The sequence below is a fragment of the Mesorhizobium sp. P2_B11 genome (genome assembly GCF_056404855.1).
In genome coordinates, this window is sequence record NZ_JBFUDF010000006.1 from 373,035 (window position 1) to 391,553 (window position 18,519).

An 18,519-nucleotide genomic window follows, 5' to 3' on the forward strand; every position below is an offset into this window, starting at 1 on the left:
GTTAACGATCCACAGTTTCAGCTGGAAACAGTGGCGAAGGCAAAGAAAAACCGCCCGGCTTGGCCGGGCGGTCGATTGGTCCAGAAGTGGCTGTGTTTTGGAGGATGATCCCGAAAACCGGCCGCCACTTTCGTGATCATGCGTCAGGTGTTCTTGATCTGCTCGATCGCCTGCGCCATCAGTTCGTCCATGGTGCGGCGGATCTGATGGTCCGACTGGTCGACGCCGGCGGCATCGAAATCCTTGCGGATCTTGCGGAACACGTCGTGATCGCCGGCTTCCTCGATGTCGGAGACGACCACTTCCTTGGCGTAGGCGTCGGCATCGGCGCCGGACTTGCCCAGCTTTTCGGCGGCCCAAAGGCCGAGCGCCTTGTTGCGGCGGGCCGCGGCCTTGAAGCGAAGTTCTTCGTCGAAGGCGAATTTGCGCTCAAAACCCTCTTCGCGGTCTTTCATGCTGCTCATGGCTTCCCTCCGGTGAAATCGATTCGCGTTGGCGATGGATATGTGTGTTGCCGCAGCACAAACCAAAAGGGCGCGGGTCGGTCAATATGCTACATCACTTGCTGCGCTGCGGCATTTCATTCCTGAAAGCGGCCAACGAGAAGGATTTGCCGATTGAGCAAACGCTGTGATTGGGATAGACCCGGCATTGAACCCCACCCGTCGCCGCACTAATTTAGGCAGACGGACAGGAACTGGTCGCTTGCCGCCTGCCCGCAAATCCAGAGAAAAAATCAGATGAAAAATCGCCGCCGCATTTATGAAGGCAAGGCCAAGATCCTCTATGAGGGACCGGAACCGGGCACGCTTATCCAGTTCTTCAAGGATGATGCGACCGCGTTCAACAAGAAGAAGCACGAGGTCATCGACGGCAAGGGTGTGCTCAACAACCGCATTTCCGAGTACATCTTCAATCATCTGAACCGCATGGGCATTCCGACCCACTTCATCCGCCGGCTCAACATGCGCGAGCAGCTGATCAAGGAAGTCGAGATCATTCCGCTCGAAGTGGTGGTGCGCAACGTCGCCGCCGGTTCGCTGTCCAAGCGTCTCGGCATCGAGGAAGGCACGGTTCTGCCGCGCTCGATCATCGAATTCTACTACAAGGCCGATGCGCTCGACGATCCGATGGTGTCGGAAGAGCACATCACCGCTTTCGGCTGGGCCTCCCCGCAGGAGATCGACGACGTCATGGCGCTGGCTATCCGCGTCAACGACTTCCTCTCCGGCCTGTTCATGGGCGTCGGCATCCAGCTGGTCGACTTCAAGATCGAATGCGGCCGGCTGTTCGAGGGCGACATGATGCGCATCGTCGTTGCCGACGAGATCTCGCCGGATTCGTGCCGGCTGTGGGATGTGGCGACGCAGGACAAGCTCGACAAGGACCGTTTCCGCCGCGACATGGGCGGGCTCGTCGAAGCCTATCAGGAAGTCGCCCGCCGCCTCGGCATCATGAACGAGAACGAGCCGCCACGCCCGACCGGCCCGGTGCTCGTCGCCTCGACCGAAGGCATCAAAGGCAAGCCGCACTAAGCCGCGCCAAGCAAAAAGTATTCGAACAGGAACCTGTCCAGCATGATCAAGGCCCGCATCACCGTCACCCTCAAGAACGGCGTGCTCGACCCGCAGGGAAAAGCCATAGAGCACGCTCTGTCCGGCCTGGGCTTCGGCGGTGTCGGCCAAGTGCGACAGGGCAAGGTGTTCGATCTTGAGCTTTCAGAGACCGATAAGGCCAAGGCTGAGGCCGATCTCAAGGCGATGTGCGACAAGCTGCTGGCTAATACGGTGATTGAGAACTACAGCGTAACCCTCGCCTGATTAGACTGGGCGCGGGTTCTGCGGCTTGCGAAGCCATAAATAGTAGATGGCGACGGCACCTGCTATGATTCCAAGCAGCTTGTAGATCATTCGCTCGATGTCACCGCCGTCGAAAATCTTGTCGATCGAACCGGGAATCTTCGGATTTCGAAGTACTTCGATCTCCGTGCCGACCGATGTCGGCATCTTCACATAAAAGTCTCCAGCCACATCGAACGTGTATTCGCCACCGCTTGGTGGATGATAGGTGAGCTTCGCTGTCGGAATTTTTGTGATGCGTAAGGATGCGGCGCCAGGTGCCGGCGTCGGAGGAACTGCGGCGGCATCGGAAGAGCAATCGACACGCGACCGCTCCTCCCAGCGCCGCCTGACTTTCACCTCCAATGCGCACTGCATGCCGGTCTCGACCACATTTGCCGTTTGGCGATCCCAGGTGTAGGTATGGATGAAACGGGCGACTGCGGGGCGCATCGACGAAGCGCCGACAACGAAGAACAATGCCGCAAACCCGGTCACAGCGAGTTTCATGACCACATGGGCTGATCCCAGGACGCTTTTGGTCCGCTCCATTGCTGCCAATTGAATGGCCCTGACCCGCGGGTCATCAGAAAGCTGGTTCGGATCGCGGTTCTCGGCAATCATCCATCGCAAATTCAGCATTGCCAGGATGTTTGCCCAACCCAGCAGCAGCGCGATCAGAAGATGCATGTGCAATCGATAGAACGTCGTATGAAAACTCGCCGCGCAGGCGGTGACGAGATCCACCCGCGAAACGCCGCGACGCCCACCGGTGTGCCACACCCCATCTCCCGCCACGAGCGGTACCAACAAAAGCACGGTAAGAAATATCCCGATGAACAGCTGCTTTCGGTAGACCCTGAGGTTTCTCTTGTAGCTGAAGATATCCATGGCGTTTGACGCCACCAGGCCTGCGGAAATGATACCGAGGCCGATCGAAAGAGCCGCTCCGGCCATCAGCAGTTGTGCGAAAGAAACGGCGCAACCAGCCAAATCCACGTCAAGGGAAAGCCAAGCGGAAAACGACGATCGCATGGATGCGGAAGCATTCCAGAATACCATGACGGCGAACGCGGCAAGCGCCGCCACAATGGTCGTCGCCGCCCACATCATTCGCTGCTTGTATTCGCGCTCTCTATTCTTGTCGTAATCCACGAGAACCCCGAATTGCCGCCGGATTTTTTCGCTTATGAAGCAATGTCGTTAACAACGTGGCATTTTACTGAGGACATCCCGCCCCAGCACAAACCAAGGACACCTGTATACCTAACCAATTGCTAAACGAGCGCATTGGTTCACCGATGCGATGAATTTGTCGGCCCAGGGCCGTTTGACCGACGTCCGCGACCTCGTTAGACACGTACCGGCGCCACAGCCGCCGACATCCGAATTCAGCATTAAGATGCCCAACGACACGCAAATCTCCAAATTCATGAGCCTTGTGCTCCGGCACGCACCACAGGAAGCGGGATTGTCGCTCGACGAAAACGGCTGGGCTGATCTCGGCGCGCTCTGTGCAGTCATCAAGGCAAAGTTCGGCGCTTCGGCCACCGAGGTTCAGCGCATCGTCGATGAAAACCCGAAAAAGCGCTTTGCCATCGACGACAATCGCATCCGCGCCGTGCAGGGTCACAGCGTCGACATCGATCTTGGGCTGGCGCCAAGCCTGCCGCCGGCAATCCTCTATCACGGCACCAAGGAAGAGTTCCTGCCCAGCATTTTGCTCGAAGGCCTGACCAGTCAGTCGCGCCAGCATGTGCATCTGTCGAAGGATGTCGAAACGGCCCGTGTCGTGGCGCGGCGGCGCAAGGGAAAAGATGTTATTCTTCGGGTCGACTCGGCGGCCATGGCTGGGGACGGCGAGATATTCTTTCTCTCCGACAACGGCGTCTGGTTGACCAACCGCGTTGCGTCCCGGTATCTGCTTGACATCAGCGAACAGGAATTGCCATGAAATCCGCCGTTGTCCTCCTGCCTGGCCTCAACCGTGACCGCGACATGATCGCGGCGCTGACCAAGATTTCTGGACAGGCGCCGGCGACTGTTTGGCAGACCGACACCGAAATCCCCGATGTCGACCTGATCGCCATTCCCGGCGGCTTCTCCTTTGGCGACTATCTGCGTTGCGGCGCGATTGCTGCGCGCATGCCGGTGATGCGGGCGGTTGCGGAAAAGGCAGCCAAGGGCGTCATGGTCATTGGTGTGTGCAACGGGTTCCAGATCCTGGTCGAGGCGGGCCTGCTGCCCGGCGCGCTGATGCGCAATGCATCGCTGAAATTCGTCTGCCGCGAGGTCAAGCTCGAGATCGCCAACGCCAACACCATGTTCACCCGCCGCTATCAGCCGGGTCAGATCATCCGCACGCCGGTTGCGCATCATGACGGCAATTACTTCGCCGATGCCGACACACTTGCCCGCATCGAAGGCGAGGGACAGGTGGTGTTCCGCTATGCCGAAGGCACCAATCCCAATGGCTCGATCAACGACATTGCCGGCATCATCAGCGAAAAGGGCAACGTGCTCGGCCTGATGCCGCATCCGGAGAACCTGATCGAGGCAGCACACGGCGGCAGCGACGGCCGGGCGCTGTTCGAAGGCGCGCTGGGCATCGCCGCCTGATATCATTTTTCGAAATTCCTTTCAAAGCGCGGGGCCGGCTGACCATGAGACTGTCTATTGTTCGCCTGGGTCTCCTGGCTGCCGCCGGCTTGGCGCTGGCATCCTGCCAGTCGAGCCCGAAGAGCGCGCCGGCGCCCACGGGCAAGAGTGCTTCGCTGCTGGCCATGGAGCAAGTGGCGATATCAGCCCACAAATGCTGGATCGCCAGCAAGGACCCCGCCTTCAAGTCGTATCAAATGGCCAATGAGCTGAATTCGTTCAGCGGCACGCCGCGCTTCCTGCTGGTGCCGGCCAAGCATTATGGCGGCAAGCCGCTGCTGGTTGTCCAGGCGCAAGGCAATTCCAGCCGCATCGACGTGTTCGGTCCGCTGATGGCCGATCCGCTCGGCGCGCGCATCGGCTCCGACATTGCGCGCTGGCAGACGGGCAATCCGTCCTGTAACGCGGCCGCATAGGGCGATGGGCCGCTTCCTGCAGATTGCGGGATTGGCCGTTGGCCTCATCGGCCTTGTCCTGCAGTTCTGCATCAGCATTCCGCAGTCGATGGAAGCCGGCCGCAGCTTTCTCGGCTCTATCGTCTTTCTGTTCAGCTTCTTCACCATCCTGACCAACATCGGCGCGGTGCTGGTCCACACCTCGCTGTTGTCACCCAGCGGCTATGCCTGGCTGCCTGCCTTCGCCGGACCGCGGATGCGAGCAGGCGTTGCGGTTTCCATCGCGCTGGTCTTCATCGTCTATGCCACGGTGCTGGCGCAGCTCTGGCAGCCGCAAGGTCTGTTCCTGCTCTGCGACGTGCTGTTGCACTATGTGACGCCGGTGCTGTTCGTGCTGTGGTGGCTGGTGGCGGGCGCCGACGGCAGGACGCGCTGGAGCGACATCTCCTGGTGGATGGCCTATCCAATCGCCTATCTCGCTTATGCGCTCGCGCGAGCGCCGATCGCGGGCGAAGTGCCCTACCCGTTCCTCGACGTTGCGAAAAACGGCGCGGCCAGCGTCGCGCTTGCGGCGTTGGCCGTCACCGGTGTTTTTCTGGTGCTGTGCATCCTCGCCGTGCTTGTCGACAAGGGTGTCGCACGCCTCAGGGCACCGCGCAGCCGTCGCTGACCGAAACCGGCTCCGGGTCAGTCCCAGAAGCGCCGGATCCCTTCGCGGTAGGCGTCGGAACGCGAGACACCGATATCCCTAAGCTGCTCGTCGGTCATTTCCAGCAGGGCCAGGCGGCCGCGACGGCGCTCGATCAGCGCGTCGATCTGCTGCGCCAGCGACCTGACCACACGCACGATGCGGCTGACAAAGCCTCGCCGGCTCGACGGTCCGACCAGTTCAATGCTCGTATGGCGGATTGTCTCGATTGTGCTCATTGTCTTTCTGCCAAGGTTGCAAATTGTACCCGTTTCGGTACGGTTCTGATATGTATTGACTCCCAATTCGGTGCAATATACAAAATTGTCACCATGACAAATTGGCTTCCTGACCTCACCACCGGCTCCGGCCCGCTCTACCAGCGTCTTGCCGACAGCATTGAGTCGGACATCGACAAGGGCGTCATCGACGCCGGGGCAAAATTGCCGCCGCAGCGCGATCTCGCCTATGACATCGGCACCACGGTCGGCACGATCGGCCGGGCCTATCAGCTGCTGCGCGAGCGCGGTCTGGTCAGCGGCGAGGTCGGACGCGGAACCTATGTGCTGGCCCAGCAATCGGAAGCGGCGTCACCCGAATTCGCCGAGCCCGCCGTGCAGGGCACGCGCTATGTCGATGCGCCGCCCGGCAAGCTGCGTTTCGACAGCACGGCCGCCCCCGACATCGGCCAGGGCACCGTTGTCGCCGAAACGCTTCAGCGCACCGTGCAGGACTATCCGCATGAGATTTCCAGCTACACCAGGGATTTTCCGGAGCGTTGGTTCGAGGCCGGCGCGCGCTGGCTGTCACGCAATTCATTCCGCCCGGCGGCCGAGACCATTGTTCCCACGCTCGGCACTCATGCCGCTGTCATGGCGGCTATCGCGGCGCTGACCACACCCGGCGACTATGTCGCCTTCGAGCACCTCACCTATTCGCAGATCGCCCGCAGCGCCGGGCTGATCGGGCGGCGCATTGCACTGGTGGCATCGGACGAGGAAGGCCTCGATCCCGAGGATTTCGAACGCGTCTGCGCGCAAAAGCACCCGAAAATGATCTTCCTGATGCCGACGGTACAGAACCCGACGCTGGCGATCCTGTCGGTTTCGCGCCGCGAGGCGATTGCACGCGTCGCGCGCGAGTACAATGTCATCCTCATCGAGGACGATCTCTATGGCGGCTTGACCGACGACCCGACGCCGCTCATCGCCGAATATGCGCCCGAGCGCACCATCGTCGCCGGCGGCCTGTCGAAATCGGTCGCCGCCGGCGTTCGCGGTGGCTGGCTCTCTTGCCCACCGGCCTATCGCCACCGCATCCGCGTCGCCCACAAGATGATGACCGGCGGCATGCCGTTCCTGCTGGCGGAGGTAAATGCGCGGCTGGTGCTGTCCGGGCAGGCCGGCGATATCCGCAGGCGCTGTACCGCCGAAATCGCCGCCCGCATCGCCATTGTGCGCGAGACTTTGGCCGGATTCGCGTTCAAGTCACACGACAAGGTGCCCTTCGTCTGGCTGACCCTGCCCGACCCCTGGCTCTCCGGCACCTTCAGGAGTGCCTGCCTCGAAAATGGCGTGCTCCTCGACGACGAGGACGAGTTCAAGGCCGGGCGCTCCGAGCAGGTTTTCCACGGTGTGCGTTTCGGCGTCTCTCAGCCAAGGCGGCGAGACGACATCGCCGGCGGCGTCGCGGTGATCCGTCGACTGCTGGAGGAAGGCCGCGCCGGCTACGACAGGTCTTCCTGACGCTTGACCTGGTGTTCGCGGCCCTGATCCCGGATCAGCCCTCTGCCTTGAAGTTTTTGGCTTCCTTCGCGCCCTTCTCCTTGCCGTGCTTCTCGGCCAGGTCCTTGGCCTGCTGCGGCGAAACGTCGGTGATCTCGGCCAGATGCATAGCCTCCTTGTCCGAGAGGCGATTGTCTTTCTTGCCTTGCTTGGTGGCCATGTCCAAATCTCCTGATTGATTGGAAACCTAACGGCCGGGATGCCATAGCGTTCCCCAACGGCTCACGCTGTCCCTCGCCTTGTGGCTTTCCGGCGTTTTTCGTTATCCGATGGGGTGTATCGCGCCAAAGCTTGCGATAAGAGGGGACTCAGAAATCCCCCTCTCCCACGGATACCAATCGCTGCCCATGACCATTTCCAATTCCGTGCTGATCACTCCGGAACTCATTGCCGCGCACGGGCTGAAGCCCGACGAATACCAGCGCATCCTCGATCTGGTCGGGCGCGAGCCGAGTTTTACCGAACTCGGCATCTTCTCGGCGATGTGGAACGAGCACTGCTCCTACAAATCCTCGAAGAAATGGCTGCGCACGCTGCCCACCACCGGGCCGCAGGTCATCCAGGGTCCAGGCGAGAATGCCGGCGTGGTCGATATCGGCGACGGCGACTGCGTCGTCTTCAAGATGGAAAGCCACAACCACCCCTCCTATATCGAACCCTATCAGGGGGCTGCGACCGGCGTCGGCGGCATCTTGCGCGACGTCTTCACCATGGGCGCGCGGCCGATCGCGGCGATGAACGCGCTGCGCTTCGGCGCGCCGGACCATCCGAAGACGCGGCATCTGGTCAGCGGCGTGGTTTCCGGCGTCGGCGGCTACGGCAACGCTTTTGGCGTGCCGACGGTTGGCGGCGAGGTCAATTTCGACGCCCGCTACAACGGCAACATATTGGTCAACGCCTTTGCCGCCGGTCTGGCCAAAACCGATGCGATCTTCCTGTCGGAAGCCAAGGGCGTCGGCCTGCCGGTGGTCTATCTCGGCGCCAAGACGGGCCGTGATGGCGTCGGCGGCGCCACCATGGCTTCGGCCGAATTCGACGACAAGATCGACGAGAAGCGTCCGACCGTGCAGGTCGGCGATCCCTTCACCGAAAAATGCCTTTTGGAGGCCTGCCTCGAGCTGATGGCGTCGGGCGCGGTCATCGCCATCCAGGACATGGGCGCGGCCGGCCTGACCTGCTCGGCGGTCGAGATGGGCGCCAAGGGCGACCTCGGCATCGAGCTTGACCTCGACCAGGTGCCGGTGCGCGAAGAGCGCATGAGCGCCTATGAGATGATGCTGTCGGAAAGCCAGGAGCGCATGCTGATGGTGCTGCGCCCCGAAAAGGAAAAGGAAGCCGAGGCGATCTTCCACAAATGGGGCCTCGACTTCGCCATTGTCGGCAAGACCACTGACGATCTGCGCTTTCGCGTCATCCACCAAGGCGACGAGGTCGCCAATCTGCCGATCAAGGACCTTGGCGACAAGGCGCCGGAATATGACCGTCCGTGGGTCGAGCCGAAGAAGCCTGCGCCGCTGGCGGCTGGCGATGCACCGGAGGCCGATGTCGCCGACGCGCTGCTGAAACTGCTTGGCGGACCGGACCTGTCCTCGCGCCGCTGGGTGTGGGAGCAGTACGACACGCTGATCCAGGGCAATTCGCTGCAGTTGCCGGGCGGCGATGCCGGCGTGGTGCGCGTCGAGGGCCATCCGACCAAGGCGCTGGCCTTCTCCTCCGATGTGACGCCGCGTTATTGCGAGGCCGACCCGTACGAAGGCGGCAAGCAGGCGGTGGCCGAATGTTGGCGCAACCTCACCGCTACCGGCGCCCTGCCCCTGGCGGCGACCGACAACCTCAATTTCGGCAATCCGGAGCGGCCCGAGATCATGGGCCAGCTGGTCGGCGCGGTGAAAGGCATCGGCGATGCCTGCCGGGCGCTCGGTTTCCCCATCGTGTCCGGCAATGTCTCGCTCTACAACGAGACCAACGGCCAGGGCATCCTGCCGACCCCGACCATTGGCGGCGTCGGGCTGATATCAGATTGGTCGAAGATGGCCCGCATCGGCTTTGGCGCTCCAGACCAGGCAATCGTCCTGATCGGCGCGCCTGAGGGCTGGGGAACCCACCTCGGCCAGTCCGCCTACATGCGCGACATCCACGGCCGCACCGACGGCCCGCCGCCGCCGGTCGATCTCGATCACGAGAAGAAAGTTGGCGACTTCGTGCGGGGCCTGATCAACACGGGAAGAGTCACCGCCTGCCACGATGTGTCGGATGGCGGCCTTGCCGTGGCTCTCGCCGAGATGGCGATGGCATCCGGCATCGCCGCAAGGGTGAACCAGCCGAAGGGCGAGTCTCCAATTGCCGTGTTCTTCGGCGAAGACCAGGGACGCTATGTGGTGACTATGCCGGCCGACAGGGTCAATGCGCTGCTGGAAGAAAGTGCGACGGCTGGTGTTTCCGCAATATGGTTTGGCATGACGCAGACTGGCGCCATCCTTGAGCTGGGTGAGGCAGGCGAGATTCTCATCGAAGATCTGAAGAGAGCCCATGAAGGCTGGTTCCCGCGCTTCATGGATCAGGCCAGTTGACCAGAGCATGATCCCGAAAAGGGGAACCCGGTTTTCGGAAAAAGATCATGCTCAATCACAGAAAACTGGCTGCCCGGACGCTGATCGCAGTCGTCTTCTGGCCGTCGCTGTTCTTCTTCTGGTTTCTCGGCCCGTTTGTCTTCTTTCTGCTGTCGACGACCTCGAGCGAGGTCTGTCCGCTGCTGGAAAGGCGCGAGCAGTTCCTTGAGGCGGCCAACGGCACGCTGCCGATGCTGGTGTTGCAGAACCTCCTGTATGCTGTTCCGATCATCTGCCTGGTGCTTTGGATCCGGCTTTTGCCGGAGCCGGCGCGAGCAAGGCATGTCGTCGCCTGCATCAAGCTTTTTGCTGCTGCCGCGATCATAGGGGCGCTGTGGGAATATGGCTCGTCGCTGGTTTGCGACGGCTACGGCCAGGCGTTTTTCTCCCCGCTCTGGCAGATGACCAGCTATCTCCCCATCGTCAACCTGGTGATCAACATTCCGCTCTATGTGCTGGTCTTCAGCCTTGGCAGGGGGTTCTCGACCCGCGACGACATTACCGAGGATGGTGTTGTGCACCCACGGCAGGATGGTCCTTAGACACTGCGTCACCGACAGAACGGCTTCAACCCGAACCAGAAAGGCTTTAGGCTTGCCCCGAGTCACCCTCGTAGAAGCTGCCTAGCCGCCCAGAACAGGATTTTGCCATGGCAATGGATGCCCACGACATCGAAAAACTGATCAAGGACGGCATTCCGGACGCCAAGGTGACGATCCGCGACCTCGCCGGCGACGGTGATCACTATGCGGCCGAAGTGGTGGCGGAGAGCTTTCGGGGAAAAAGCCGCGTCCAGCAACACCAGATGGTCTATGACGCGCTGAAGGGCAATATGGGCGGCGTGCTGCATGCGCTGGCGCTGCAGACCAGCGTGCCGGACTGAACCTCGAGGCCGGCTCTGCTCAGAGACTGTTTCGAAATTCGCTCTGGCGAGTCATATGGTGGTGGTTTCGAGAACCGTAGCGCAGCGGACATTTGGTCCGTGAGCAACGGAAGCGCAGAAAACGCCATCAGATGGCCGCCAGAGTAGAATTTCCAAACAGTCTCTCATATCTTCACCAGCATCGCCGTCAGATACATGAAGCCAACGCCGGCGGCCAATCCGGCCATAGCGCTCGGCGCGAATAATGCACGCGTGCTGTCGCCCCGCTGACGAAGCTGCATCGAAACCAGCTCGACGATCACCTGCAAGATTGCCCCCGCCCCGACCGCCAGCGCCAACGCCGACCATTGCGGGGCATAGGCAAGGCTGCCGATCCACAAGCCGATGACCGCGGGTCCGCCCGCGAGTAGAGTCAGCGCGGCGAAGGTCCGCAAGGGCGGGCGCTGCTTCAGGATCGGAGCAGCGATGCCGATGCCCTCGGTGATGTTGTGCAGTGTGAATCCGAGCACGAGGAAGGTGCCCAGCCCCGCCGCGCCCGAGGCAAAGGCGGCGCCGATCGCCAGCCCTTCGCCGAGATTGTGCAGGCCGATGCCGAACGCGATGAAGGTGGCGAGCGCCAGGCCGGTCGGCGTACCGCTCCGACGGCCCGCCGCCATCAGCAGGAGGAAACTGGCGGCGGCGGCAAGCACCACCATCGTCGGCCCCTGAAACAGGGCGGCGGCTTCCCCGGCCAGTTCGAACGCATCTTCGAGAGCATCGACGAACAGGAAGGCGAGCAGCCCGACGGTCAGCGCAAGCAGAAAGTCCATGCCGCCGCGTCCGACGCCGCGCAGCGCTGGATAAAACATCAGGCCGATCGCCACCGGCAGGATGCCGACGAAGACGCCGAGCACCGCCTGGGCGGTGAAACTCAGGGAATCGCGCGTCGGCGTGGACACGGCGACAGCGATCTCGTGGGTGAACGTCGCCCCGGTGTTGGTCACGAGGTTGATGGCATGTGCCTCTCCCAGCACCCAGGGATATGGCAGGCTGATCCACGCCGTGCCGCCGCGCGCGATCGGACCCGGCGGGTCCTGGGTGAACTGCCAATAGGCATCGTCGACCTGCACCTGTGCGACGGTCATCGGTTCCGACCCGCCGGCACGGACGAGCACCCGGATGCCATCGGCTCCCAGGATCGTCCGCTCGAAGGTGAGGTTCTCGACCGGCGGCGCGCCATTGCGGAAGCTCGATAGTGGGTCGGAGGAGAGCAGCCAGGCGATGGCCAGCCCGAGCACCGCGAGCGGCAGCACGATCCAGACCAGATTGGCCCGCCTTGAATGGTCGGCACGTGTGTCGGCGGAAGGCTGGCTCAAATCGCTCACGACACGGCCTCCACGACGTCGAACATGCCGGACCAGCCGAGTTCCGTGAATTCCGACTGGTGAGGATGGAACATGTAGAGGCCCGGTTCGTGCTCCTTGAAATGGAATTCGAGAATGCCGCGCTCGGCCTGGCACTGGGTGATGAGGTCGACAGTCCTGAGCGTGGGGGTGAGTGTTGTGCCCTGGTTGTAATAGTCGAAGAAATTGGCGTGCAGGTGGAAGGAATTGATCGGATCGAACTCGATGACGTTGACGAGATAGATGCGGATGGGCTTGTCCTTCAGCACCCGGATCGGCTTTTTCGCATAGGCGTGGGCGACCGTGTTGACGGCATAAACTTCGTTCTCATTGTCGAAGTTGGTGTCGAAGGCATTCATGACCATGACGAATTCCTGCCAGCCGGCATTCTCGGGCGTGCCGAGGAGGCGTGAGCGGGCAACTGCCTCGTGCTCGGGATGCCGGGCCGGATCGGGATCGATCACGAAGGCGCCGTACATGCCCTTCTGGATGTGCCGCTTCAGCGGCAAAGCGTGGCAGTGGTAGAGATGACAGCCGAACGGCCTGGCATCGAACTCGTAGACGAATTCCTCGCCCGGCCCGATCAAGCCGGCGCCGGGAACGCCGTCCATGCGCGCGGCATGGATGCCGTGAAAATGCATCGAATGCGGATGCGAGCCCTGGTTGCGGAAGACGATCTTCAGGCGTTCGCCCTCGGTCGCGCGCAGAGTTGGCCCCGGCACGCGGCCATTGTAGGTCCAGGCCGGGAACATGATGCCCGGCGCGATCTCGATCTCCTTGTCCTCGGCTGTCACCTCGAAGGTGCGAAGCGTGCGCCCGTCCGGCAGTGTTGAGACTGTCCCAGTGTACCAATCGGTGAGCATTTTCGATGGATCGAAGCCGTTGCGCGCATCGTCGACATCACCGACCGTGATCATCGCGCCATGCGCCGAGAGATGCGCCGGCGGCGCTTCAGACGCGGCGGCTGCCGGCATCGTGTGACCAGCATGGCTTGTCTGCCCACGGGCGGCAGTCGCCGCGACCGCCGTGCCACCGGCAGCCGCAAGGCCCCCGGCCAGAAGCAGCCTTCGATCGAGCTTTCGCTCCAGCAAGGATTTCGTCTCGCTCATGCCTGCGGCCCTCCAGATCGCAGCAACCATAGTCCATGCTTTAAGACTTAGCTAGGGCTATATTCTAGCGGAAACGAGTTTTGACAGACCGGCCGGGCAAAGCCGTTCTTGGAAGTTATTCGGTCGCGGACTGCCTTGCCGACACGGGCGTGATCGGTTTCGCCGACACCGAAATGATCGGCCCGGCAGGATACTTTCCGCCGACGGTCATCCTCTCGCCATCTGACAGCGCCGAGACCGCACCATCGAGGAACAGCGCGTTGCGGCAGCCAAGCGCGTCGCGAAACAGCCGCGCAAAGCTGCCGAAACTCACCTCAGACCGCGAGATCGCCAGCACAACCGTGTTTTCGTCGCGCACGCCGACGCCGTTTCTGATGTAGCGCGACGTGCCGTTCGCCTCGAACCGTGGGTGAATCTGCCCGTCGATCACCAGCATCGGGCCTGACTGCGTGGCAAAAACGGCATCGGGCTTCGCCGCGGCATAGGCGCTGCTTTCCATGACCGCGACCTTGCCGTCCTTGCCGACGAAGAAGATGCCGTTGGGCTTCAGGAAGAAATTACCCTCGCCGGCGGCACTGTTGAGCGGGGACTTTTCGCTGCCATCCTCAACCAGCAGGCCGACCGGCGACAGATCCTCGTGATACATGCCGCCATTCATGGCGAGCAGCACCGGCCGGCCCTCGCCGGCCATTGCCTTGTCGAAGGCCTCCAGCGAGCCGAAGGCCTTGCCGTCGGCGCCGGCGTGAGAGACAGCAAGGTCATAGGTTCGCAGGTCGACCGCGCACACGACATAAGTGACGGCCTCGAAGGCGACATTCCGGCAAGGGACCGGCAGTTCGCCGCCGATCACCAAAGGCGGCGGCGCGGGGCGTCTCGGCCACCAGACAGCGGCAATCACCGCCAGCAGAATGGCGATCAGGAGGATGGCGCCATATCGTCTTTTCATCATCTTCCGGAGGCTGCAATCGGGCGGGATGCTTGGCCCAAGACAGGCGATCCTTTGCGCCATTTCCGCGGCAGCGGCGCAAACATCTTGTTTCGGCCCATCTATGGGTTTATTTGATGGCTATGCTTCGAGCCTGACTCCCACAGGCGTGAAAGGATATTCCATGAGCGGCATCAACGACTACATCGACAGCGAAGTGAAGGGCAACGACGTCGTCCTTTTCATGAAGGGCACGCCCGGTTTTCCGCAGTGTGGCTTTTCCGGCCAGGTGGTGCAGATTCTCGACTACCTCGGCGCCGACTACAAGGGCGTCGACGTGCTGACCTCGGCCGAACTGCGCCAGGGCATCAAGGAATACTCGAACTGGCCGACGATCCCGCAGCTCTACGTCAAGGGTGAATTCGTCGGCGGCTGCGACATCATCCGCGAAATGTTCCAGGCGGGCGAACTGCAGACGTTCCTCGTTGAAAAGGGCGTCAGCGTCAAAGCTACCGCCTGATATTTTTTTGCGCATGTCGTTGTCCCAAAACCGCTGACACTTTTGGGCGATATGCACTGAGCCCGGGCAGCTCCGCCCCGGCAAAATGTTACCTCCCTCTATCGGGGTGAGGACGAACCGATGCGCCGGCATGCCGGCGCATATTCGTTTTGAAGATCGGACCCGCCGTGGACCAGCAGTCAAAAGCGCCGCAACAGGCAAGCAAATTGCCTATTCCGCGCTGGGAATTCATCGCGCTGTGCGCGGCGCTGATGGCGCTGAACTCGCTGGCCATCGATATCATGCTGCCGGCGCTGCAGCAGATCGGCGCGACGCTCGGCGTCGAGAATGAAAACCACCGCCAGTATGTCATCACCGCCTATATGCTCGGCTTCGGCGGCGGGCAGCTTTTCTTCGGGCCGATTTCGGACCGCTTCGGGCGCCGCGCACCGCTGGTAGCCGGGCTGATCATCTATGTTTTTGCGGCAGCGGCTGCGGCCATCGCCCCGTCATTTACCACTCTGCTCCTGTTGCGGCTGGTTCAAGGCATCGGTGCGGCCGCCACCCGTGTCATCGCCGTCTCAATCGTGCGCGACACGTTCGACGGCCGGCGCATGGCCGAGGTTATGTCGCTGATCTTCATGGTGTTCATGGCCATCCCGGTGATTGCGCCCGGCATTGGCCAGTTCATCATGCTGTTTGCCACCTGGCACTGGATCTTCGTCACAATGGCCGTCGGGGCGCTGATCGTATCGGCGTGGTCGCTGCTGCGGCTGCCGGAGACGCTGCATCCAGAGTACCGCCGGCCGTTGACGGTCTCATCCGTCGTCGGTGGTTTCCGCATCGTGCTCACCAACCGCCTCACGCTCTGCTACGCCTTTGCCAGCACCTTCATCTTTGCAGCCATGTTCGGCTTCATCAGTTCCGCGCAACAGATCTATGTCGACATCTTCCATGTCGGCGAGCTGTTCCCGGTGATCTTCGCCGGCGTCGCCGCCGTGCTCGCCTTCTCGAACTATCTCAATTCGCGGCTGGTCGGGCGGGTCGGCATGCGCCGGCTGTCGCAAGGCGCGTTGCTTGTGTTCCTCTGCATCAGCCTCGCCTGGCTGGTCGTCTCGCTGGAAATGAACATGCCGCTCTGGCTGTTCATCACCTTCTTTGCCTCGGCGATGCTGCCTTTCGGCGGGCTCGGCGCCAATTTCAACGCGCTCGCCATGGAACCGCTCGGCGAACTCGCCGGCACGGCCGCATCCATTCTGGGCTTCATGCAGACATTTCTCGGCGCCATCATCGGTGCGCTGATCGGCCAGGCCTTCAACGGGACGGTGACGCCGCTGGCGGCCGGCTTCTGCAGCGTCTCGGTCGCAGCGCTGCTGATGATCCTGATCGCCGAGCGCGGCAGGATGTTCCAGCCGCACAACCCACCCATTTCAGGGCACGTCACCGACCTGCATTGAGCGACTGTTTTCGCCTCGAGTTTTATTTGTCTCAGAACCGCAGCCACCTTTAGGCGACGCGCTTCAGGACGCGCCTTCAATCACTGCCGTGAAACGAGGAAACAGCGGGCGCCCTGCGATGGCGCCACCCATGCTGTCCGAAAGAGGCATCGGCAGCGCCTTGTCGAGAGCTTCGAGCACGGACGACACGAAGACCCGGTTGAGTGAGGCATCGTCTCCCATATGGGAGAAAGTGGCGCGCGGCTTGCCCATCAGCGTGCCGTTTTTGCGAATTGAGAAACTCAGTGTCAGGGTCAGGCCAGCGCTTCCCGGTGGCGGCTGCCAGCAGGCATAGATCGCGGAAAACATCTCGTCTATGGTATCGACGGGATCGCGACTGCCGCACGCCCGCTCTTGCGAACGTGTCTCAGTGGCGCCGGCGACCAGGGCAAGTCCAAGTCCCGCTGCAACAATTGCAGACCGATGTTTCATTTCGCGGCTTCCGGCTTAGCAAGAGATTGGTCCACTATAACAGAGCCAATATACTTGACGAAAGCTTCTGTCGGTAGTTGGACCTACTAATCAGCCCAGAGTTCCCGGCGCAATTCTTTCCAGCTTTCACGGTCGGGCGCGACCAGAATGCCGCCGTCGACATGCGACGGTAAATAGGCGCTGCCGTCGATGCGCGCGGTGTAGCCACCGGCCTCGGCGTGGATCAGCACGCCGACCAGATGGTCCCACGGCATCAGCTTGTTGTAGACGACGAAATGCGCATGGCCGCTGGCCAGCAGCCGGTATTCATGCGCCGCGCAGCGATAGCCGAACTGCGACAGCGTCTTGGTCTGGTTGCGCGCCAGAAGCGAGCGCTGCGGTTCAGCCAGATATTGCCAGGACACCGAACCGGTCATTTGCGAGATCGGCACGGCATCGGCGACATGCACCTTCTCCAGCGCGCCATGCGCATGGCGGATGTGGCTGCCGGCGCCCTTGACGCCGATCAACCAGTCCTTGCCGACGGGATCATGGATGATGCCGGCCACGGTCTCGCCCTTGATCACGACGCTCAGCATGACGCCGAACAGCGGCACGCCGGAGGCGAAGTTGAAGGTGCCGTCGACCGGGTCGACGACGAAGGCGAGATCGGCATCGCCGAGCCCTTGCAGCAGTGCCGGATTGTCGGAGCAAGCCTCCTCGCCGACGATCATCGCCTGGGGGTAGCGCTCGAGCAGCCTTGCCGTAATCAGCCGCTCGGCATTGACGTCGGCCTCGGTCACCAGATCGGCGGCCGAGGTCTTCTGGCGGACATCGCCCTCGCCCAGCCGGCGAAAGCGCGGCATGATCTCGGCCCTGGCTGCATCGGCGAGAAGCTCGGCCAGCCAGTCGATCGCACGGTCGTCAAATGTCATCGGAAAGGTCTTGTCCTTCGGTGAGACTGCCATTGAGGGCAGCGAAATCGAACAGTTTACGGTCGAGCAGATGCGATGGCCTGGTGTTGGACAGCGCGCGCAGCATCGTATCCTTGCGGCCCGGCATGCGCTTTTCCATGTCGTCCAACATCGCCTTCGTTGCGTTGCGTTGCAGGCCTTCCTGGCTGCCGCAGAGATCGCAGGGAATGATCGGGAATTTCATCGCGGCGGCGAATTTTTCCAGATCCGCCTCGGCGCAATAGCTCAACGGCCGCAGCACCATGACGTCGCCGTCATCATTGAGCAGTTTTGGCGGCATGGCGGCAAGGCGGCCGCCGTGGAACAGGTTCATGAAGAAGGTTTCGAGAATGTCCTCGCGATGGTGGCCGAGCACCAGCGCCGAACAGCCCTCCTCGCGCGCGATTCGGTAGAGATGGCCGCGCCGCAGCCGCGAGCACAGCGAACAATAGGTGCTGCCCTCAGGCAATTTGTCGGTGACCACCGAATAGGTGTCCTGGTATTCGATGCGATGGGCGATACCATGCGCATTGAGATAGTCCGGCAAGATGTGCTTTGGGAAATTCGGCTGGCCCTGGTCGAGATTGCAGGCCAGCAGGTCGACCGGCAGCAGCCCGCGCCATTTGAGATCGAGCAGCACGGCGAGCAGGCCGTAGGAATCCTTGCCGCCGGACAGCGCCACCAGCCAGCGGTCGCCGGGCCTGACCATGGCGAAATCCTCGATCGCCTGACGGGTCTGCCGCAACAGCCGCTTGCGCAGCTTGTTGAACTCGACCGAGGACGGCACGTCGGCGAACAGCGGATGGAAGCCGCCTTCGGCGTCCGGCTCAAGCAAATCGGCGTTTGGCAGCATGTTCATGGCGCGTCGGCCCAAATCCCTGTTGCGCCC

The 18,519-nt window shown here is 61.9% G+C and carries 23 protein-coding genes; 13 read left to right on the forward strand and 10 right to left on the reverse strand.

Annotated elements, in window-relative coordinates:
* Positions 1 to 143 precede the first annotated feature (143 nt).
* Complete coding sequence (locus AC1DYJ_RS21235) at positions 144 to 464, reverse strand: DUF1476 domain-containing protein (protein WP_027028128.1); 321 nt, start codon at positions 462 to 464, stop codon at positions 144 to 146.
* Between the two features lie 47 nt (positions 465 to 511).
* On the opposite strand from AC1DYJ_RS21235, the gene AC1DYJ_RS21240 reads away from it, so the two are divergent.
* The 3 genes from AC1DYJ_RS21240 (at position 512) to purS (ending at position 1,820) form a co-directional block, all read left to right on the forward strand.
* Positions 512 to 634: a hypothetical protein gene (locus AC1DYJ_RS21240; RefSeq protein ID WP_281401896.1), complete on the forward strand. Its 123-nt coding sequence runs from the start codon at positions 512 to 514 to the stop codon at positions 632 to 634.
* A 106-nt stretch (positions 635 to 740) separates the two neighbouring features.
* Positions 741 to 1,535 (forward strand): phosphoribosylaminoimidazolesuccinocarboxamide synthase, encoded by a 795-nt coding sequence (gene purC / locus AC1DYJ_RS21245; RefSeq protein ID WP_056594372.1) that lies wholly within the window; start codon positions 741 to 743, stop codon positions 1,533 to 1,535.
* Between the two features lie 42 nt (positions 1,536 to 1,577).
* Positions 1,578 to 1,820, forward strand: a complete 243-nt coding sequence (gene purS / locus AC1DYJ_RS21250; RefSeq protein ID WP_142868115.1) for a phosphoribosylformylglycinamidine synthase subunit PurS — start codon at positions 1,578 to 1,580, stop codon at positions 1,818 to 1,820.
* Here purS and AC1DYJ_RS21255 read toward each other — a convergent pair whose 3' ends face one another.
* Positions 1,821 to 2,993: a hypothetical protein gene (locus tag AC1DYJ_RS21255; protein ID WP_477284604.1), complete on the reverse strand. Its 1,173-nt coding sequence runs from the start codon at positions 2,991 to 2,993 to the stop codon at positions 1,821 to 1,823. It abuts the gene before it with no gap.
* 247 nt (positions 2,994 to 3,240) lie between these two features.
* Between AC1DYJ_RS21255 and AC1DYJ_RS21260 the strand changes: the two genes are divergently transcribed.
* From AC1DYJ_RS21260 to AC1DYJ_RS21275, 4 genes are read left to right on the forward strand one after another with little or no spacing between them, the layout of a single operon-like run.
* Complete coding sequence (locus tag AC1DYJ_RS21260) at positions 3,241 to 3,792, forward strand: RNA 2'-phosphotransferase (protein ID WP_477284606.1); 552 nt, start codon at positions 3,241 to 3,243, stop codon at positions 3,790 to 3,792.
* Positions 3,789 to 4,457 (forward strand): phosphoribosylformylglycinamidine synthase subunit PurQ, encoded by a 669-nt coding sequence (purQ, locus tag AC1DYJ_RS21265; RefSeq protein ID WP_477284608.1) that lies wholly within the window; start codon positions 3,789 to 3,791, stop codon positions 4,455 to 4,457. The genes AC1DYJ_RS21260 and purQ overlap by 4 nt, the downstream gene beginning before the upstream one ends.
* 44 nt (positions 4,458 to 4,501) lie before the next feature.
* Positions 4,502 to 4,912 (forward strand): hypothetical protein, encoded by a 411-nt coding sequence (locus AC1DYJ_RS21270; protein WP_477284610.1) that lies wholly within the window; start codon positions 4,502 to 4,504, stop codon positions 4,910 to 4,912.
* 4 nt (positions 4,913 to 4,916) lie between these two features.
* Entirely contained in the window at positions 4,917 to 5,561 is a 645-nt protein-coding gene (locus AC1DYJ_RS21275) for a Pr6Pr family membrane protein (RefSeq protein ID WP_477284612.1), read from the forward strand.
* Positions 5,562 to 5,578: 17 nt separating this feature from the next.
* On the opposite strand, the gene AC1DYJ_RS21280 is transcribed toward AC1DYJ_RS21275, so the two are convergent.
* Positions 5,579 to 5,818: a DUF1127 domain-containing protein gene (locus tag AC1DYJ_RS21280; RefSeq protein WP_477284614.1), complete on the reverse strand. Its 240-nt coding sequence runs from the start codon at positions 5,816 to 5,818 to the stop codon at positions 5,579 to 5,581.
* A gap of 93 nt (positions 5,819 to 5,911) precedes the next feature.
* Between AC1DYJ_RS21280 and AC1DYJ_RS21285 the strand changes: the two genes are divergently transcribed.
* Positions 5,912 to 7,324, forward strand: coding sequence for an aminotransferase-like domain-containing protein (locus AC1DYJ_RS21285; RefSeq protein ID WP_477284616.1), 1,413 nt, complete (start codon positions 5,912 to 5,914; stop codon positions 7,322 to 7,324).
* A gap of 34 nt (positions 7,325 to 7,358) precedes the next feature.
* Here the strand turns inward: AC1DYJ_RS21285 and AC1DYJ_RS21290 are convergent, their stop codons facing one another.
* The gene (locus AC1DYJ_RS21290; protein ID WP_185970361.1) at positions 7,359 to 7,523 is read right to left on the reverse strand and encodes a hypothetical protein; all 165 of its coding nucleotides are present in this window, start codon (positions 7,521 to 7,523) and stop codon (positions 7,359 to 7,361) included.
* 187 nt (positions 7,524 to 7,710) lie between these two features.
* Between AC1DYJ_RS21290 and purL the strand changes: the two genes are divergently transcribed.
* The 3 genes from purL (at position 7,711) to AC1DYJ_RS21305 (ending at position 10,855) form a co-directional block, all read left to right on the forward strand.
* On the forward strand, positions 7,711 to 9,933 hold the full coding sequence (gene purL / locus AC1DYJ_RS21295) for a phosphoribosylformylglycinamidine synthase subunit PurL (protein ID WP_477284618.1): 2,223 nt from the start codon (positions 7,711 to 7,713) through the stop codon (positions 9,931 to 9,933).
* 47 nt (positions 9,934 to 9,980) lie between these two features.
* Positions 9,981 to 10,514 carry a hypothetical protein gene (locus AC1DYJ_RS21300; RefSeq protein ID WP_477284620.1) on the forward strand — a complete coding sequence of 178 codons (534 nt, stop codon included), beginning with the start codon at positions 9,981 to 9,983 and terminating at the stop codon, positions 10,512 to 10,514.
* A 107-nt stretch (positions 10,515 to 10,621) separates the two neighbouring features.
* Entirely contained in the window at positions 10,622 to 10,855 is a 234-nt protein-coding gene (locus AC1DYJ_RS21305; protein ID WP_010909092.1) for a BolA/IbaG family iron-sulfur metabolism protein, read from the forward strand.
* 164 nt (positions 10,856 to 11,019) lie between these two features.
* Here the strand turns inward: AC1DYJ_RS21305 and AC1DYJ_RS21310 are convergent, their stop codons facing one another.
* From AC1DYJ_RS21310 to AC1DYJ_RS21320, 3 genes are all read right to left on the reverse strand, one after another.
* Complete coding sequence (locus AC1DYJ_RS21310) at positions 11,020 to 12,219, reverse strand: ZIP family metal transporter (RefSeq protein ID WP_477284622.1); 1,200 nt, start codon at positions 12,217 to 12,219, stop codon at positions 11,020 to 11,022.
* Positions 12,216 to 13,346 carry a multicopper oxidase domain-containing protein gene (locus AC1DYJ_RS21315; RefSeq protein ID WP_477284624.1) on the reverse strand — a complete coding sequence of 377 codons (1,131 nt, stop codon included), beginning with the start codon at positions 13,344 to 13,346 and terminating at the stop codon, positions 12,216 to 12,218. The genes AC1DYJ_RS21310 and AC1DYJ_RS21315 overlap by 4 nt, the downstream gene beginning before the upstream one ends.
* A gap of 115 nt (positions 13,347 to 13,461) precedes the next feature.
* On the reverse strand, positions 13,462 to 14,295 hold the full coding sequence (locus tag AC1DYJ_RS21320; protein WP_477426235.1) for a phosphodiester glycosidase family protein: 834 nt from the start codon (positions 14,293 to 14,295) through the stop codon (positions 13,462 to 13,464).
* A gap of 160 nt (positions 14,296 to 14,455) precedes the next feature.
* Here AC1DYJ_RS21320 and grxD point away from each other — a divergent pair, with 160 nt between their 5' ends.
* A complete protein-coding gene (gene grxD, locus AC1DYJ_RS21325; protein WP_477284628.1) occupies positions 14,456 to 14,791 on the forward strand; it encodes a Grx4 family monothiol glutaredoxin in 336 nt (111 codons plus the stop codon).
* 212 nt (positions 14,792 to 15,003) lie between these two features.
* A complete protein-coding gene (locus AC1DYJ_RS21330) occupies positions 15,004 to 16,227 on the forward strand; it encodes a multidrug effflux MFS transporter (protein ID WP_477284850.1) in 1,224 nt (407 codons plus the stop codon).
* Between the two features lie 63 nt (positions 16,228 to 16,290).
* Here AC1DYJ_RS21330 and AC1DYJ_RS21335 read toward each other — a convergent pair whose 3' ends face one another.
* The 3 genes from AC1DYJ_RS21335 to ttcA form a co-directional block, all read right to left on the reverse strand.
* Entirely contained in the window at positions 16,291 to 16,698 is a 408-nt protein-coding gene (locus AC1DYJ_RS21335) for a hypothetical protein (RefSeq protein ID WP_477284630.1), read from the reverse strand.
* A gap of 86 nt (positions 16,699 to 16,784) precedes the next feature.
* On the reverse strand, positions 16,785 to 17,612 hold the full coding sequence (locus AC1DYJ_RS21340; RefSeq protein WP_477284632.1) for an inositol monophosphatase family protein: 828 nt from the start codon (positions 17,610 to 17,612) through the stop codon (positions 16,785 to 16,787).
* Entirely contained in the window at positions 17,602 to 18,489 is an 888-nt protein-coding gene (gene ttcA, locus AC1DYJ_RS21345) for a tRNA 2-thiocytidine(32) synthetase TtcA (protein ID WP_477284634.1), read from the reverse strand. The genes AC1DYJ_RS21340 and ttcA overlap by 11 nt, the downstream gene beginning before the upstream one ends.
* Between the last annotated feature and the right edge of the window lie 30 nt (positions 18,490 to 18,519).

Excerpts from the sequence above, each read along its gene's own strand:
- AC1DYJ_RS21340 (WP_477284632.1), bottom strand. The coding sequence starts at position 17,612 with ATGACATTTGACGACCGTGCGATCGACTGGCTGGCCGAGCTTCTCGCC.
- AC1DYJ_RS21305 (WP_010909092.1), top strand. The coding sequence starts at position 10,622 with ATGGCAATGGATGCCCACGACATCGAAAAACTGATCAAGGACGGCATT.
- AC1DYJ_RS21290 (WP_185970361.1), bottom strand. The coding sequence starts at position 7,523 with ATGGCCACCAAGCAAGGCAAGAAAGACAATCGCCTCTCGGACAAGGAG.
- purL (WP_477284618.1), top strand. The coding sequence starts at position 7,711 with ATGACCATTTCCAATTCCGTGCTGATCACTCCGGAACTCATTGCCGCG.
- AC1DYJ_RS21335 (WP_477284630.1), bottom strand. The coding sequence starts at position 16,698 with ATGAAACATCGGTCTGCAATTGTTGCAGCGGGACTTGGACTTGCCCTG.
- AC1DYJ_RS21300 (WP_477284620.1), top strand. The coding sequence starts at position 9,981 with ATGCTCAATCACAGAAAACTGGCTGCCCGGACGCTGATCGCAGTCGTC.
- AC1DYJ_RS21320 (WP_477426235.1), bottom strand. The coding sequence starts at position 14,295 with ATGATGAAAAGACGATATGGCGCCATCCTCCTGATCGCCATTCTGCTG.
- purS (WP_142868115.1), top strand. The coding sequence starts at position 1,578 with ATGATCAAGGCCCGCATCACCGTCACCCTCAAGAACGGCGTGCTCGAC.
- AC1DYJ_RS21270 (WP_477284610.1), top strand. The coding sequence starts at position 4,502 with ATGAGACTGTCTATTGTTCGCCTGGGTCTCCTGGCTGCCGCCGGCTTG.
- AC1DYJ_RS21315 (WP_477284624.1), bottom strand. The coding sequence starts at position 13,346 with ATGAGCGAGACGAAATCCTTGCTGGAGCGAAAGCTCGATCGAAGGCTG.
- ttcA (WP_477284634.1), bottom strand. The coding sequence starts at position 18,489 with ATGAACATGCTGCCAAACGCCGATTTGCTTGAGCCGGACGCCGAAGGC.
- AC1DYJ_RS21280 (WP_477284614.1), bottom strand. The coding sequence starts at position 5,818 with ATGAGCACAATCGAGACAATCCGCCATACGAGCATTGAACTGGTCGGA.
- purC (WP_056594372.1), top strand. The coding sequence starts at position 741 with ATGAAAAATCGCCGCCGCATTTATGAAGGCAAGGCCAAGATCCTCTAT.
- AC1DYJ_RS21285 (WP_477284616.1), top strand. The coding sequence starts at position 5,912 with ATGACAAATTGGCTTCCTGACCTCACCACCGGCTCCGGCCCGCTCTAC.
- AC1DYJ_RS21260 (WP_477284606.1), top strand. The coding sequence starts at position 3,241 with ATGCCCAACGACACGCAAATCTCCAAATTCATGAGCCTTGTGCTCCGG.
- AC1DYJ_RS21235 (WP_027028128.1), bottom strand. The coding sequence starts at position 464 with ATGAGCAGCATGAAAGACCGCGAAGAGGGTTTTGAGCGCAAATTCGCC.
- purQ (WP_477284608.1), top strand. The coding sequence starts at position 3,789 with ATGAAATCCGCCGTTGTCCTCCTGCCTGGCCTCAACCGTGACCGCGAC.
- grxD (WP_477284628.1), top strand. The coding sequence starts at position 14,456 with ATGAGCGGCATCAACGACTACATCGACAGCGAAGTGAAGGGCAACGAC.
- AC1DYJ_RS21275 (WP_477284612.1), top strand. The coding sequence starts at position 4,917 with ATGGGCCGCTTCCTGCAGATTGCGGGATTGGCCGTTGGCCTCATCGGC.